Raw genomic sequence first — 15768 nt, 5'->3', positions numbered from 1 at the left:
GTCTTCCTCCAGTCTGATTAGTTTGTGTGGTGCTTACTAAATTCGACATTTTGGGGAGGTACTCCTTTTTTTGCATCTCTGAGAGCTTGAGGCTCTAAGCGTTAAATTTATGAAATTGATTCATATTGTTAAAAAATTGTTAATACTCTTTCATTAAATAGAAATATATTTGAATAAGTGCGATAATTCTTGTAAAATAGGTAAAAAAACCTATGAAATATTACTTACTTTTTCTAAACTCAGTATTTATAAAGTGCTTGTTGTACCGATAAATAAGATAGAGAAAGAATGGAGTAACAGTAAAAACCGAATTATATAAAAGTCAGGATGGTATGGGTATGAAGAAAAGGACAAGTTTTTTTAGTTTAAGAGTTAAAATCGTTCTATTAATCTTTTTTGCAACATTGTTTAGCAGTTCTATTTCATTTAAATTAAATGATATTATTAGAGAAGCTGAGGTTTTTCCACCGCAAATGGGAATTGCTATAAACACAATCATTAATTTGGTTTTTACTACTATAATTGTTGCCGTATTTATCCAGCACATCCTTATTAAACCATTAAAAAATCTACTTGAATCCACGAAGAAGATTAGTAAAGGTCAATTAGATATTGAAATAGGGAAGACTTCCAATGATGAAATCGGTAAATTAACAGATGAATTCATCTTGATGAAAGATTACATTAAGAATTTAGTAGTGAAGGTAAATGAAACGTCTGAGCATATTACAACTTCTGCAGAGAAATTAACGGCAAATACAGTAGAAACAAGTTACGTATCGGAGCAAATTTCTTCCGCTATTCAAAGTGTGGCTGCAGGGTCTGAAGAACAAACAAAAGGTATGGAAGTGATTGTCGATTCTGTCGCTTTAGTGAATAGTGAAATTAAAGATATTGCTAAAAATACTGAAAGCATGGTTAAAACATCAAATAGTACCGTAAAAAGAGCTAAAGAAGGTCAGGAAGTAGTAGAGAGCACGGTTAAACAAATGAGCATGATTCAGAATTCTGTTAGAGAGTCGAATGAATCAATTGTATTACTGCAGGAACGCTCACAAGAAATTGGTCAGTTCTTAAATGTGATTACGGAAATTGCTGATCAAACCAATTTACTTGCATTAAATGCAGCTATAGAAGCAGCTAGAGCTGGAGAAGCTGGTAAAGGATTTGCTGTAGTAGCAGAAGAAGTAAGAAAGCTTGCTGAACAGTCCAATCAATCAGCTAAGCAAATTGCTGTCTTAGTAAATGAAATTCAAAAGGATACCTTATCTTCTGTTAAAACAATGCGTAGAGTGACAGATGAAGTGAAGGATGGTATTAACATCACAAATGATACGAAAGAGAAGTTTAATGGCATATCAGATGCTATGTTATCCATGAGTCGTCAACTTGAGAGCATTTTAGAAGCAGCTAATAAAATTTCCGTTAATATTACAGATGTAGCTGGTTCAGTAGAACAAGTAACAGGAATTGCTAAGGAAAATAGTCAAAATTCAATGAATGTATCGGCATCATCTCAAGAACAATTAGCAGCAGTAGAAGAAATAACGTCTTCAACTAAATCCCTGGCAAAAATTGCAGAAGATCTAGTTGAATTAACAAGTGATATCCAACTATAAGTGCAATAAAAAGAGACCTTCATCAGTTAAGGTCTCTTTTTTATTGCACTTACAATAGATATTAATAGGTTTCTCTGTATAAAATAAGGTATGATAATTAATAAAAGAAATTTTAATATGTCGAATGTTGTTATTTTGTCCAAATACAAATATAATGAAGAATTGTAAATATGTAAATTAGTCCACTTTATCTTAGACCATAAAAAGAACATTATGTTTATTATAGGAAACAAATAATAATCCCTTAAACAATGTGTTACAAATCTAGAGGAGCAATGAATATGTCCCCAAAGAATTCATCTAAAATAGATTATTCGCTTATCCTTATTCTTATGCTGTTATGTTTAAGTAGTCTAGTAGCTATTTATAGTGCAGATTCAAGCTATATCCTAAAACAGGTTATTTTCTATATAATAGGGATAGGTATTATTGCAGGAATCATTCGATTAGATTCCGATCAGTTAAAGAAATTAACTTGGTATTTGTATGCCTTTGGAATATTTCTCCTACTTGCTTTAATTGTAGCACCTGAAGCTATAGCGCGTGAAATTAATGGTGCAAAAAGCTGGTTTACATTACCTGGCTTTTCCTTACAACCATCAGAATTTGTGAAAGTATTTCTCGTTTTAGCCATTTCTAGAGTGATTGTAGAGCATCAAGATAAATATATAGTTAAGACATTACAAAGTGATTTATTCTTATTGATAAAGATAGGCGGTATTACATTACTTCCTCTTTTGTTAGTAATGCAGCAACCAGATTTAGGTACTTCCTTAGTATTTTTGGCCATTATGATTGGAATGATTTTCATATCAGGAATTTCTTGGAAGATACTGACGCCGATTTTCTCTTTCTTTATTATTATTGGGACTGCCATATTATACTTAGTAATATGGCATCCTGACTGGATTGAGACCTATTTAGGTGTAAAAGAATACCAATTAGGAAGAATTTATTCTTGGATTGATCCTTATAATTATCAAAGCAGTACAGGCTATCATCTTACTCAGTCTTTATTGGCAATTGGCTCTGGGCAAACGACTGGTAAAGGAATTGGCACCAACGAGGTGGTTTTACCCGAAAATCATACAGATTTTATTTTTAGTGTGATTGGAGAAGAATTTGGCTTTATTGGAGCAAGCGTGGTAATCAGTTTATTCTTCCTCCTTATTTATCATATTACAAAAGTGTCCATGGAGACTAAAAACACCTTTTATACATGTATGAGTGTTGGAATTATTAGTATGGTTTGTTTCCATGTGTTTCAAAATATAGGGATGACAATTGGACTTCTACCAATCACAGGAATTCCTTTGCCGTTTATTAGTTACGGGGGTAGTTCTTTGATGGGGAATATGTTAGCAATGGGTTTAATTTTTTCTATTCGTTATCACTATAAGAAGTATATGTTTTCAAGTGATGAGTAAATTAAAAAAGCTTTCCTAAACAAATGCCGAAAGGATGTTTAGGAAAGCTTTTTTTATTCAAGTCCTTTTCTTCTTGTGAGGGGGAAAGAAAAGGGTAGAATAAGTATAACGAGCATCAAAGGATAGTGATGAAATTGATAATCATTATCAATTGATGTAATTTAATATTAAGATAGATTTTTCGTATTGTCAACTTAAATGATGATGGAAAGAGGGGGAATATGGATAAAAAATTTGAAGAAGAATTTGATATACTCTTATCTAATTATTCAGATTTGCTAGTAGGTCAGGATTCAGAAAATCTAAAACTTAAGAGAATGGTGGAAATTTGGATGTTATATTCATCTATGTCCAAGAATATGCCAGGACTAGTAAGACATTGGAATGAACAATTTCCTGAATCAAAAAAGACTCTCATACATTTGGTTACAGAAATAAAAAAAAGGAATGAGATACAAAAGCAAAATCAAAATTAAAACATATGCTATAGGGAAATTAGTTGGACAAAGTTAATAAATGAGCCACAGCATACTACACATAGTATGCTGTGGCTCCTATACAGTCAGTTATTGAAGGGTAGAGCTTCCGTATGGAAATTGATTACTGTAACCTTTAAATTGTTGATAAGATTGCTGTAATTTTTGCTGTTCTGCTGATTCTAGCTTATACCAGCCATTTTGGAACATGAGGTCATAAATTTCTCTTTGCATATTTTGCGTATCGGTAAAAATGGAAAGTAAATCTTGATATAGTGGTTCATTACTTGCTTCATTCAAAGCTGTAGAATAGGAGTCTGTCATATATTTTTCTGTTGCAAGTAGATCGTTAATAAAATCTCTATCATTCATTTGTGGTGTCTTTGGCACCTGTGTTTCTGGATTTTGTACGGGCTGCTGCTGATTCATCCATATTTCCTCCTTCACTACATTGAATAAACTTACTTGAGCATATTAAATCTACAAAAGCATCTAGTTTTGGATATTTGGTTGGGCATTGCTATTTAAATGTTTAAGTATTTGTTCGTAGTGGCGTTGATGCATTTGCCCACATTTTTCAAGTTGAGCTTTTATCATGGCATCTTGCGTATTTTGTGCAAAGAAATGAGCCTTTTTCATGGCAAGAAGGTTCCAAGAAAGCATGTCTGTTAAGTAAAGAGAATCTTTAACTGTAACCATAACTGGTGGTTTAAGCATGATTCCGCTCTGTGGCATTGTACTGGTAGATTGTTGCATGATTGTAATCCTCCTTTAAGAGCTACTTTTTATATTGATTGTTTTGACTATTAACTTTACCACCGCCATCTGATTCTACAGTTGGTCCTGCATTACCTTTCACGCTAGCAGCACTGACACCAGCTTTAGAAGGGTTCTTTTTAAGACGTGCCATATATTTCACCTCCTATATACTTTCCACTAGTAGCATGACCTATTTCACATATTTAATGAGTCTATGAGGCGGGCAATTTGTGGGAATCTAATTGGTTCTATTTTGGTTTAGCAAAAATCATGCTGTATAGCTTATATGTCACTGACTTTTGGCTGTGTTAAAGAAAATAAGAGTGGAAAGAAGAAAAATTGAACATTGTGTGACTAAAAGAAAAAAGGAGGATTATTGTGAGCATAGAGATAAAAACAGCAGCTGTTATTGGTTCAGGGGTAATGGGTTCTAATATTGCAGCATTATTATTGAATGCTGGTATTCCTACTGTATTACTTGATATTATTCCGACAGAATTAGAGAAGGAAGAAATAAACAATAATTTAACTATAAACGATAAAGAAGTCAGAAACCGATTTGTTCAAAATGCTGTGACAAGGATAAAAGGAGAAAAACCAAACCCTTTAACCTCTCAGAAGCATATTAGACTTTTAACAGTAGGAAATATTGAAGACAACTTTTCATTAATAAGTAATGCAGATTGGATTATAGAAGCTATTACAGAAGATTTAGGTAAAAAACAAGTATTATTTAAAAAAATAGATACTTTGCGAAAGAAGGGATCTATTGTTAGCACTAATACATCAGGAATCTCCATCAATGAAATTAAAGATGGATTGTCTGATGATTTCCAAGCCCATTTTTTAGGGACCCACTTTTTCAATCCACCTCGATATATTAAACTTCTTGAAATGATACCCACAAAGGAAACAAAGCAAGAGATAGTAAACTACATGACAAAATTCTCTCAAGAAAAATTAGGTAAGGTTGTAGTGTATGCTAAAGATACTCCAAACTTTATAGCTAATCGAATAGGTGCATTTGCATTTTTAAATCTTTTTAATGAAATGATTCAATTCGATATGACTATTGAAGAGGTGGATTCTCTAACTGGAAAACTGATAGGTAGACCAAAAATGGCGACATTTCAAACTTTAGATATGGTGGGATTAGATACATTCTATCAGGTAGTGAAGAATGTTCATGGAAGATTAAAGGAAGAGGAAGAAAAAAACATGTATAGCATTCCTCCTTGCATAGAAGAAATGGTTACAAAAAATATGTTAGGTAGAAAAGTGAAAAAAGGCTTTTATACAAAAACGAATGAGGGCTTGATGGTATTAAATTATCATAGTATGAAATATGAGCCTGTTAAGTCTAAAAAAGGGGAAATAGCTAAAGAATTGCTTTCTTTTTTGAAGGAAGAGAATAAAGAAAGTCGGTTTCTTTGGAAGGGGCTCGCTCCATTTTTATTATATGCTGCAAAAATGACTGGCGAAGTGGCTGACTCTATCTATTCCGTTGATTCAGCGATAGAAAATGGATTTAATTGGAATAAAGGACCTTTTCGTTTATGGGATGAAATGTCACTAATAGATACAGTCGAGAGAATGCGAGAAGAATCTTATTCTATTCCTAGTTGGATTACAGAAATGCTTGAAAATGGTTTTGAAAGCTTTTATAAGGAAATCAATGGAAAGACCTATTACTATCACCAAAACAAATATGTACCTATTCCTTTGCTGGAAGGTCAGATTAGCATAAAGGAAAGAAAAAACAATAGAGATATAATTGTTAGTAATCAGGGAGCAAGTTTAATGGACATAGGTGACGATGTCTTATTTTTAGAATTACACAGTACCAATAACAGTATTGGTATGGATATTATTGCTATGATAGAACAAGCTGTGGAAAAAGTACAGAAAGCACCATTTAAGGGTCTTGTTATTGGAAGTGAGAAGAAGAATTTTAGTATAGGTGCTAACTTAGCAATGATACTCGTAGAAGCTCAAAATGATGATAAGACGGAGCTTGAATTAGTTGTTCGGCGCTTCCAAGATGCCATGTATAAAATTAAATATTGTGAAAAGCCGATTGTAGCTGCACCATTTCAAAGAACATTAGGTGGTGGCGCAGAAATCTGCTTAGCTGCTACAAAAGTGCAAGCATTAATGGAAACGTATATAGGCTTAGTAGAAACAGGAGTTGGACTGATTCCTGGTGGTGGCGGAACAAAAGAGCTCTATTTGAATCTTCTTATGCAAAAAGAGGAATATACGGATAAGGAATTGCTTCAATTAACAGGAGAGGTATTTGAAAGGATTTTAACAGCTAGTGTTTCTACCTCTGCTGATTATGGAAAAGAACTAGGTTATTTAAATCAAGAAGATGGAATAACGTTTAATGAAGTATTTCTTTTAAGAGATGCAAAACGGGCAGTAATAGAATTGTTTAACAACAATTATCAACCACCAACTTCTTCTAAGATATTGGTTTCTGGAAAAACAGGCTTTGAGGTAATCATGAAGAAGGTGGAATTGTTAAAGCAAGTTGGAGGTATTTCAGAATATGAAGCATTTATTGCAAGAGAGTTAGCATTTGTTCTTACAGGGGGAGATGTCGGATTTCGAACATTAGTGGAAGAACAATATTTATTAGATCTTGAAAGAAATGCGTTCATTACTTTACTTTCCCAAGAGGAAACACAAAAGAGAATGCTGTATTTACTACAAACAGGAAAGCCATATCCATCAAAAAAATAAGGGGGCGATTGTTACATGCAAAAAGGTGGGAGTTTTCTAACAGAGCAGGTTAAATTGGAGGATATCTTTACACCCGAAGATTTTACAGAAGAACATGTAATGATAGGAGATTTAACAAAGGATTTTGTAGAAAAGAAGGTACTACCTCATATAGCCGAGATGGAAGACCATAACTTTACAATAGTAAAGAGCTTAATGAAAGAAGCTGGAGAATTAGGTCTATTAAGCACAGATATTCCAGAGGATTATGGCGGGTTAGGATTAGATAAGATAAGTACAGCAATCATTTCAGAAAAAATGGCTGTAGCTGGTGGCTTTTCTGTTACGCATAGTGCTCATATTGGGATTGGGTCCTTGCCGATTGTTTTATTTGGTAATAAAAAACAAAAAGAGAAATACCTACCAGGGCTTGCGACTGGGGAAAAAATAGCTTCATATGCTTTAACAGAGCCTACAGCTGGTTCTGATGCAGTAAGTGTTAAAACTATTGCATCATTAAATGAAGAAGGCACTCATTATATTTTATCTGGTGAGAAACAATGGATCACTAATTCAGGAATAGCAGATGTATTTATCGTGTATGCAAAGATAGATGGTAATCTATTTACTGCATTTATTGTGGAAAAAGAATATGAAGGGATTACTATTGGTAAGGAAGAAAGAAAACTAGGTATTAAAAGTTCGTCTACTTGTACTGTTCGTTTGAACCAAGTCTTAGTTCCAGTGGAAAACGTATTGGGCGAAGTCGGTAAAGGTCATCTGATTGCATTCAATATTTTAAATATAGGTCGTTATAAATTAGGGTTAGGTGCTGTAGGTGCAAGTAAGGAAGCATTAAAGAAAACTATTTCTTATACAAATAATCGCCAGCAATTTTCCACTCCTATCTCAAAATTTCCTCTCACACATGAAAAGCTAGCAACGATGGCGACAAGTATTTATGCAGCAGAAAGTGCTGTATACCGCACAGTAGGATTATTATCTCATTCCATGGATTCACTAGGTGTTGACGAAGAATTTCAAAGAATGGCCAAGGCAATCAATGAATATTTAGTAGAGTGTAGTGTCAATAAGGTATTTGCTTCTGAAGTGTTAGATAAAGTGGTGGATGAATGTGTTCAGTTGCATGGGGGCAATGGATTTATGGAAGATTTTGATATCGCCCGAATGTATCGTGATTCAAGAATTAATCGCATTTTTGAAGGAACGAATGAAATCAACAGACTACTTATTCCAGGTAGTTTGTTGAAGAAGAGCTTAAAAGGAGAACTGCCATTACTGCTACTAGCAAGTAATATGGAAAAAGAAGCGTTTAGTTTTATGCCAACTGAGCCTGAGTGGAAGCCTCTATCACAAGAAAAAATGTTACTTTCTAATGCAAAGAAAATATTCTATATCCTCTTAGGAATGTCTGCCAAAAAATATCAGCAAACACTGGAACAACAGCAAGAATTGATGGTAAATATAGCTAATATTATTAGTGCCATTTATCATATGGATTCTTGTATCCTAAGAACGGAGAAAGCAAGGAAGATGTCTAGCAAAGATGAATCTCTAAAAATGCTATACACAGAAATATTTTGTCAAGAAGCATTTCAAGAAGTTGTAGCAGAGGCAACAGATACACTGAGTTATATGCTGCAAGGTGACGAATTAAGATTAGCTCTCTCCATCTTAAAGAAATATGCAAGATATACACCAAAGTCAAGCATTCTATTAAAAAGAGAAGTAGCCAAAGAAATATTACTTGCAAGTGAATATGTTGTTTGAATAACATGAAGGAGGAATCTCTACTGTTTTATTTAATAGTAGAGATTCTATTATTTTGTCAGACTATGTTATGATTTTATTACGACTTATGATACTATTTAGATAAATGTTTTAAAATACATACTTATAGGTGATAGAATGAACGTTACTTTTTATTGGTATCCTAAATGTTCAACTTGTCGGAAGGCGAAAAAGTGGCTAGATGAAAATAATGTTACTTATGAAGAAGTACATATTGTAGAAAATCCACCTTCCCGTGAATTATTAAAAGACCTATACCAAAAGAGCGGTTTGGAATTAAAGAAATTTTTTAATACATCAGGTCAAAAGTATAGAGATCTTGGATTAAAAGACAAGATGAAGGAAGCAAATGAGGAAGAATTACTTGATATTCTAGCTTCTGATGGAATGCTTATTAAGCGTCCGTTCACAACGGATGGAAATAAGGTTACACTAGGGTTTAAGGAAGAACACTTCAACGAAATATGGAAATAATAGTTTTACCTTTAATTTATTGAATAATGGAGGAATGTATAATGACTACACCACAAGGGTTACGTTTTTCTGAAGAGCATGAATGGGTAAAAGTAGAAGGCGAGAACGCACGAGTAGGTATCACTCACTTCGCACAATCAGAATTAGGAGATATTGTTTTTGTTGAGCTTCCAGAAGTTGGCGATGAAGTAACAATTAATGAGCCGTTTGGAAGTGTAGAATCTGTTAAAACAGTTTCGGAATTGTATGCTCCAATTAGTGGGAAAATTGTAGAAGTGAATGAGGATTTGAGTGATAATCCTGAATTTGTAAATGAATCTCCATATGAAAAGGCATGGATGGTTGTTATTGAACCTTCTAACCAAGATGAGGTAGAGAAGCTAATGACAACAGAACAGTATAAGGAAATGATTCACGAAGATTAATAAAGAATCAAGAACTTCACTGATTAAAATCATAGATAAGTTTCATTTTAGACATTAGCATAAGCGCTAATGTCTTTATTTTATATAAGGGCTTCTACTTTTCTTTGTCTTCATCTTGAGATATGGTAAAGTGTATGATAAATACTTTATTTGGGTGATGAAATGACAAAAGTAATCATAGTAGAAGGTAAATCAGATCGAATAAAAGTAGAGAAAATTGTGCAAGAACCAGTGGAAATAATCTGTACAAATGGTACGGTAGGTGTGTCTAAGTTAGATGAATTATTAGAAAAATTATTAAATAAAGATGTTTACATTCTTGTAGATGCAGATAAATCTGGAGACAAGATAAGGAAACAATTTAAAAGAGAATTACCAGAAGCTGAATTTCTTTATATTGATAAGAAATATAGAGAAGTTGCAGCATCACCAGAATCTCATTTGGCAGAACTTTTAATACAAGCAAATTTTGAAATAAAAACAAAATATTTAGATGCAAGGATGAATGGTTTATGATGGAATGGAAATTAGAGCAGTGGAGAGAAGAAGTAGAAAAGGCAGAATCCGTATTTTTGTATTTATATACCCCCCTTTGTGGTACATGTATGGTTGCTAGTAAAATGCTTACCATCATAACTGCAATGAAACCAGAGTTGAAGTTTGGAAAAATGGATATGAACTATGCTAAGGATCTTGCAAGACAATATCAAATTGAAAGTGTACCCTGTTTATTAGTGATTAATAATAAAGAAGTAAAAGAAAAGGTGTACAGATTTGAATCAGTGCCTCATCTATTAACAATTTGCCAATCACATACTTCCCTCTAATTCATTTCTATCCAAGTTAAATAAAGGTATTTACCCTACTTTTCGAGAATGAAGAGTATAAAGGTTTTGATCGGAAAGTAGGGGATGCTGTGCGCGAAATGTTGGATTGTTTAGTCGAATATTTAAATACAAATAAAATTGTCAAACCATTAATAAAAAATGCCACACTTACTTTGTCCATAACCAGTGACGGTGAAGTTTTTTTCCTTGAGATAAAAGAAAATTACTTTTTGTCTATAACATCAACTAACAAGGTTGCAAACGTTTTTCTAATAGGAGAAAAGGAAGCACTTCAGAGGGTTTTTAATGGAGAAGTCTTACTTAGAGATGCTTCAAATCATGGTAGTATTATTTTGAAAGGCTCTTTAAGAAAAATATTATTACTGGAATCATTATTTGTATTAGTTAATGCGAATGAGAAAAAAAGCTCTTTCCTACCAAGTTAAAAGTTATGTCAGAAAATCTTACATAATTAAGTGAAAATTCCAAAAAAACATTATATTTAAAAAGGTGTTGACACCTTATATAACTGCATGATAAATTACGACTATCAACTAAACGATAACTTTCTTAAAACTTCATATAATTGTTTAACTCTTATCAAGAGAGGTGGAGGGATGTGCCCGAAGAAGCCCGGCAACCATCAGTTTTAAAACTGAAATGGTGCCAATTCACACAAAGTATGGATACTTTGATAGATGAGAGAAAGGAATAAATTATTAAACCTTTCTGCCTCTATCAGCAGAAAGGTTTTTGTTTGTATAGAAAAATCTATGATAGCAAAAAATATTTTCAAATAATCATAATCAGCTAGATTAACAATAAAGAGGTGAGAAAACTTGATTCAAATAGATGCAGTCAAAAAAATATATTCCGCTAGAGGTGGAAAAGTAACAGCTGTTGATAATGTGAATTTAAACATAGAGGCTGGAGAAATATTTGGCGTGATAGGTTACAGTGGTGCCGGAAAAAGTACGTTAATTAGAATGCTTAATGGACTGGAAATCCCAACAGAAGGAAATGTATCGGTTGCAGGATATAAAGTTTCTAGTATAAAAGGCAAATCATTACGTAAGGCAAGACAAGAAATTAGCATGATTTTCCAACACTTTAATCTATTATGGTCAAGAACCGTAAAAGAAAATATCAGTTTTCCTTTGGAAATTGCCGGAGTAAAAAAACAGGAAAGAGACAAGAAAGTACTAGAGTTAATCAAGCTAGTTGGTTTAGAAGGAAGAGAAGATGCATATCCTTCTCAGCTTAGTGGAGGACAAAAGCAACGTGTTGGTATTGCTAGAGCACTTGCTAGTAATCCTAAAGTTCTATTATGTGATGAAGCTACTTCAGCACTTGATCCTCAGACAACAGATGCTATCTTAGACTTATTAGTTGATATTAATAAACGATTAGGACTTACGATTGTATTAATTACACATGAAATGCATGTTATTCGTAAAATATGTCACCGTGTTGCAGTAATGGAAGACGGAAAAGTGGTAGAAACTGGACCGGTTATCGATGTGTTCAAACAGCCACAAAAAGAGATTACGAAGCGTTTTGTTCAACAAGTAATAGAGCCAGAAGAAACGAAGGATACGATTGAACATATTGTAGCTCAGTATAAAACAGGAAAAGTGGTTATGCTTGGGTTTGTAGGCGAAAGCGCAGAACAACCAATCATAACAAATCTAATCCGTAAATTTGAGATTTCCGTCAATATTATTCAAGGAAAAATATCTCCTACGCAAAATGGATCATACGGAACTTTATATATTCACTTAGATGGGGAGCAAGCAGAAATAGAAAAGTCTATTGATTTCCTTCATTCTCAAGAAATAAGTGTGGAGGTGATTGAAGCATGATAGAAAATTTATTTCCGAATGTGGACTGGGAATTAATGTGGAAAGCTACGGAAGAGACTCTTTTTATGACTGGATTCTCGATTATTTTTACCTTTTTACTAGGGATTATTTTGGGGGTTACCCTCTTTCTTACAGATAAAGGCAATATGTGGGGTAATGTTTTTATTAATAAAATAATTAGTGCCGTAGTTAATATTTTCAGATCTATTCCTTTTATCATCTTGCTTGTATTGTTAATTCCTTTAACAATTGTGCTAGTTGGTTCTATGATAGGTCCAAAGGCAGCACTGCCAGCATTAATTATTGGTGCAGCTCCTTTTTATGCTAGATTAGTGGAGATTGGACTTCGTGAAGTAGATAAAGGGGTCATTGAGGCTGCTAAATCTATGGGAGCAAAACCTTTAACTATTATTTTTAAAGTGTTACTTCCTGAATCGATGCCAGCATTAGTTTCTGGTATTACCGTTACGACAATTGCTTTAGTTGGTTCTACTGCAATGGCTGGAGTGATAGGTGCAGGTGGGTTAGGAAACTTAGCTTATTTGCAAGGATTTCAAAGAAACCAAGGGGACGTTACATTAGTAGCAACCATCATTGTATTAATTATCGTTTTTATCATCCAATTTATTGGTGATTATATAACAAATAAACTAGATAAAAGATAAGGGGACATTCAAAATGAAAAAATTATTATCATTGTTAATCGCATTTACATTTGTTTTTGTTCTTGCTGCATGTGGATCATCTGAAGAGTCAAATGACAACACTTCTTCTGATTCAGAAACAACGAAATTGGTAGTAGGTGCTTCTAACGTACCTCATGCTGAAATTCTAGAAGAAGCAAAACCGATTCTTAAGGAAAAAGGCATTGATTTAGAAATTGTTACATTCCAAGATTATATTATGCCTAACAAAGCTTTAGAATCAAAAGAACTAGATGCAAACTATTTCCAACATATTCCTTACTTAGATCTTCAAATTAAAGAAAATGGGTATGATTTCGTAAATGCTGGGGCTATTCATATTGAGCCAATGGCAGTTTTCTCAAAGGATTATAAAAGCTTAGATGAACTTCCAGATGGAGCAACTGTAATCTTCAGTAACTCTGTTGCAGAGCATGGCCGTGTACTTTCTCTTTTAGAAAAAGGTGGACTAATTAAGTTAAAAGATGGAATCGATAAAACAGATGCAACTGTAGAAGATATTGTAGAAAATCCTAAAAATATCGAGTTTAAAGCAGATTATGAGCCTGCATTATTACCACAAATTTATAACAATAATGAAGGTGATGCAGTTGTCATTAATGCAAACTATGCTTTAGATGCCGGTTTAAACCCAGTAGAAGATTCTATTGAAATTGAAGGAAGTGAGTCTCCTTACGCTAATATTATTACTGTTAGAAAAGGGGATGAAAATAAAGAAGCAATCAAAACTTTAGTTGAAGTTCTTCATTCAAAAGAAATTCAAGACTTCATTAACACTGAATACAAAGGTGCAGTAGTACCTGTAACTGAATAATAGCTCTTACAAGCCCCACATATTATGTGGGGCTTATTTTCTTCCTTTGCTTCCCATAAGTACTAGAGCATAAAAAAATGATCAGGTAAAGATACTAAAATGGAATCAGCTAAAGGAGGGAAAAGTATGGATATGCATACAACTGGAAGCATTAATAATGCATTGCTTCATTATAAAGAAGGATTAGGTAACTTCACGCAAAAAATGCCAGAAATCGCTAAACAATTTAATTCATTTACAGAAGCTTGCTTTCAAGAAGGTAGTCTTACCCAAAAAGAAAAGCAGTTAATAGCTTTAGGAATTAGCCTATATTCTCAGGATGAATATTGTATTATTTATCATATGAAAGGCTGCTTGGATCAAGGAGCTTCAGAAGAAGAAATAATGGAAACAATCGGCGTAACCTCTGCAATCGGTGGGGGAGCAGTAATGAGCCAAGCTGTAACGCTAGTGAATGAGTGTTTAACAGAACTTTCATCTATTAAACAATAAGCTGTTTTTATTCATAAAAAAGCTTGAGAGTCGGATTTTTCCGGCTCTTCTTTAGAAAAAACATGATTATTTAGGGCGTTTTTTAGCTGTTTCGTGTCCATCCATCGCAAGTGTATTAGACTAGCAAGATGGAAAAAAAGTTTCTTCTTACTGCATTATTGGATAAAAAACAAGATAGTTTATGCATGACCTCATCCTTTTTACCCACCAAATATGTTTAGACAATGAGAATGTTCTCTATTGGGTTATGATTTTCGTTTACAATAATATCCTTTTTATAAGCTGATTGTTTTCTTATTACCCTTTTCTTCTATATAATAAGGAAAGTATTTCTTTGTCTTAATATTTAAATAATTAGAGAGATAGCCAATACATATAGATAAATAATAGATATTGCTTCCTTTTGTTGATTTCTTGAAGAGAAAAATTCTATAGGTTGCTATCAGTTTTTATTTGTTATAATATTAGAATGAGAATAAATTGATAATGAAGTTTCGACAATTTTGTGAACAAAACTTCTTTTTACTATGGAGGTATTATAATATGAGTCAACCAAAGTTAGTTATTAATGATTTACATGTTTCTATCGAAGAAAAAGAAATTATAAAAGGACTTAACCTTGAAATTAAAGGTGGAGAAATCCATGCAGTAATGGGTCCGAATGGTACAGGTAAATCTACTTTATCTTCTGCGATTATGGGTCATCCTAAATATGAAGTAACAAGTGGAAGTGTAAGCTTAGATGAAGAAGATGTATTAGAGATGGAAGTAGATGAGCGCGCTCGTGCAGGTCTATTCTTAGCTATGCAGTACCCAAGTGAAATTAGCGGCGTAACAAATGCAGATTTCTTACGTTCTGCTGTTAATAGTCGTTTAGGAGAAGGAAATGAAATCTCTTTAATGAAATTTATCCGCAAAATGGATGAGAACATGGATTATTTAGAAATGGATCCTGATATGGCACAACGTTATTTAAATGAAGGTTTCTCTGGTGGAGAAAAGAAACGTAATGAAATTCTTCAATTAATGATGTTAAATCCAAAGATTGCTATTCTTGATGAGATTGATTCTGGACTAGATATTGATGCATTAAAAGTAGTTTCTAAAGGAATTAATAAAATGCGTGAAGAGCGTAAAGAAGATTTCGGTTGCTTAATTATTACGCATTATCAAAGATTATTAAACTACATCACTCCTGACTATGTTCATGTAATGATGCAAGGTCGTATTGTTAAGTCTGGTGGTCCAGAACTTGCTCAACGCTTAGAAGCAGAAGGATATGACTGGATTAAAAAAGAATTAGGTATTGAAGACGAAACTGTTGGGCAAGAAGCGTAATCGTTAGGAGGGTGT

At 33.3% G+C, this 15768-nt stretch carries 18 protein-coding genes, 1 pseudogene and 1 riboswitch; of the genes and pseudogenes, 16 read left to right on the top strand and 3 right to left on the bottom strand.

The window, feature by feature from the left end:
• Window positions 1–332: 332 nt before the first annotated feature.
• The 4 genes and pseudogenes from F9279_RS26300 to F9279_RS17885 all read left to right on the top strand — a co-directional run.
• A pseudogene (locus F9279_RS26300) lies at window positions 333–674 on the top strand (HAMP domain-containing protein); the annotation flags it as partial.
• The gene (locus tag F9279_RS17895) at window positions 672–1619 is read left to right on the top strand and encodes a methyl-accepting chemotaxis protein (RefSeq protein ID WP_413463225.1); all 948 of its coding nucleotides are present in this window, start codon (window positions 672–674) and stop codon (window positions 1617–1619) included. The pseudogene F9279_RS26300 and the gene F9279_RS17895, both read left to right, overlap by 3 nt.
• Before the next feature lie 281 nt (window positions 1620–1900).
• Window positions 1901–3046, top strand: a complete 1146-nt coding sequence (locus tag F9279_RS17890) for an FtsW/RodA/SpoVE family cell cycle protein (protein WP_152115498.1) — start codon at window positions 1901–1903, stop codon at window positions 3044–3046.
• Window positions 3047–3267: 221 nt separating this feature from the next.
• A complete protein-coding gene (locus F9279_RS17885; RefSeq protein WP_152115496.1) occupies window positions 3268–3522 on the top strand; it encodes a DUF2573 family protein in 255 nt (84 codons plus the stop codon).
• A 90-nt stretch (window positions 3523–3612) separates the two neighbouring features.
• On the opposite strand, the gene F9279_RS17880 is transcribed toward F9279_RS17885, so the two are convergent.
• The 3 genes from F9279_RS17880 to F9279_RS17870 form a co-directional block, all read right to left on the bottom strand.
• The gene (locus tag F9279_RS17880) at window positions 3613–3951 is read right to left on the bottom strand and encodes a spore coat protein (protein WP_152115494.1); all 339 of its coding nucleotides are present in this window, start codon (window positions 3949–3951) and stop codon (window positions 3613–3615) included.
• A 63-nt stretch (window positions 3952–4014) separates the two neighbouring features.
• Entirely contained in the window at window positions 4015–4278 is a 264-nt protein-coding gene (locus tag F9279_RS17875; RefSeq protein WP_152115492.1) for a hypothetical protein, read from the bottom strand.
• Between the two features lie 22 nt (window positions 4279–4300).
• Window positions 4301–4432 carry a YuzL family protein gene (locus F9279_RS17870; protein ID WP_152115490.1) on the bottom strand — a complete coding sequence of 44 codons (132 nt, stop codon included), beginning with the start codon at window positions 4430–4432 and terminating at the stop codon, window positions 4301–4303.
• A 227-nt stretch (window positions 4433–4659) separates the two neighbouring features.
• Between F9279_RS17870 and F9279_RS17865 the strand changes: the two genes are divergently transcribed.
• The 12 genes from F9279_RS17865 to sufC all read left to right on the top strand — a co-directional run bounded on the left by F9279_RS17865 (window position 4660) and on the right by sufC (window position 15753).
• On the top strand, window positions 4660–7026 hold the full coding sequence (locus F9279_RS17865) for a 3-hydroxyacyl-CoA dehydrogenase/enoyl-CoA hydratase family protein (protein WP_152115488.1): 2367 nt from the start codon (window positions 4660–4662) through the stop codon (window positions 7024–7026).
• 15 nt (window positions 7027–7041) lie between these two features.
• Window positions 7042–8796, top strand: a complete 1755-nt coding sequence (locus F9279_RS17860) for an acyl-CoA dehydrogenase family protein (protein ID WP_152115486.1) — start codon at window positions 7042–7044, stop codon at window positions 8794–8796.
• A 138-nt stretch (window positions 8797–8934) separates the two neighbouring features.
• Window positions 8935–9291 carry an arsenate reductase family protein gene (locus F9279_RS17855; RefSeq protein ID WP_152115484.1) on the top strand — a complete coding sequence of 119 codons (357 nt, stop codon included), beginning with the start codon at window positions 8935–8937 and terminating at the stop codon, window positions 9289–9291.
• A gap of 41 nt (window positions 9292–9332) precedes the next feature.
• Window positions 9333–9716: a glycine cleavage system protein GcvH gene (gcvH, locus tag F9279_RS17850; RefSeq protein ID WP_152115482.1), complete on the top strand. Its 384-nt coding sequence runs from the start codon at window positions 9333–9335 to the stop codon at window positions 9714–9716.
• A 162-nt stretch (window positions 9717–9878) separates the two neighbouring features.
• Window positions 9879–10232 carry a toprim domain-containing protein gene (locus tag F9279_RS17845; RefSeq protein WP_152115480.1) on the top strand — a complete coding sequence of 118 codons (354 nt, stop codon included), beginning with the start codon at window positions 9879–9881 and terminating at the stop codon, window positions 10230–10232.
• Window positions 10229–10543: a thioredoxin family protein gene (locus tag F9279_RS17840; protein WP_152115478.1), complete on the top strand. Its 315-nt coding sequence runs from the start codon at window positions 10229–10231 to the stop codon at window positions 10541–10543. The genes F9279_RS17845 and F9279_RS17840 overlap by 4 nt, the downstream gene beginning before the upstream one ends.
• An 89-nt stretch (window positions 10544–10632) precedes the next feature.
• Window positions 10633–10989: a hypothetical protein gene (locus tag F9279_RS17835; RefSeq protein WP_152115476.1), complete on the top strand. Its 357-nt coding sequence runs from the start codon at window positions 10633–10635 to the stop codon at window positions 10987–10989.
• Between the two features lie 148 nt (window positions 10990–11137).
• Window positions 11138–11248, top strand: a riboswitch (SAM riboswitch).
• A 134-nt stretch (window positions 11249–11382) separates the two neighbouring features.
• Window positions 11383–12405 (top strand): methionine ABC transporter ATP-binding protein, encoded by a 1023-nt coding sequence (locus tag F9279_RS17830; RefSeq protein WP_152115474.1) that lies wholly within the window; start codon window positions 11383–11385, stop codon window positions 12403–12405.
• On the top strand, window positions 12402–13070 hold the full coding sequence (locus F9279_RS17825) for a methionine ABC transporter permease (protein ID WP_152115472.1): 669 nt from the start codon (window positions 12402–12404) through the stop codon (window positions 13068–13070). The genes F9279_RS17830 and F9279_RS17825 overlap by 4 nt, the downstream gene beginning before the upstream one ends.
• 13 nt (window positions 13071–13083) lie before the next feature.
• On the top strand, window positions 13084–13923 hold the full coding sequence (metQ, locus tag F9279_RS17820; protein WP_152115470.1) for a methionine ABC transporter substrate-binding lipoprotein MetQ: 840 nt from the start codon (window positions 13084–13086) through the stop codon (window positions 13921–13923).
• A gap of 126 nt (window positions 13924–14049) precedes the next feature.
• Window positions 14050–14415, top strand: coding sequence for a carboxymuconolactone decarboxylase family protein (locus F9279_RS17815; RefSeq protein ID WP_152115468.1), 366 nt, complete (start codon window positions 14050–14052; stop codon window positions 14413–14415).
• 543 nt (window positions 14416–14958) lie between these two features.
• Window positions 14959–15753, top strand: a complete 795-nt coding sequence (sufC, locus tag F9279_RS17810) for a Fe-S cluster assembly ATPase SufC (RefSeq protein ID WP_152115466.1) — start codon at window positions 14959–14961, stop codon at window positions 15751–15753.
• Window positions 15754–15768 lie beyond the last annotated feature (15 nt).

It is taken from the genome of Bacillus sp. B1-b2, from assembly GCF_009183415.1.
GTDB lineage: Bacteria > Bacillota > Bacilli > Bacillales > Cytobacillaceae > Niallia.
The sequence above is the reverse complement of the archived record's forward strand: the minus strand, read 5'-3'. Positions and strand labels throughout refer to the sequence as shown.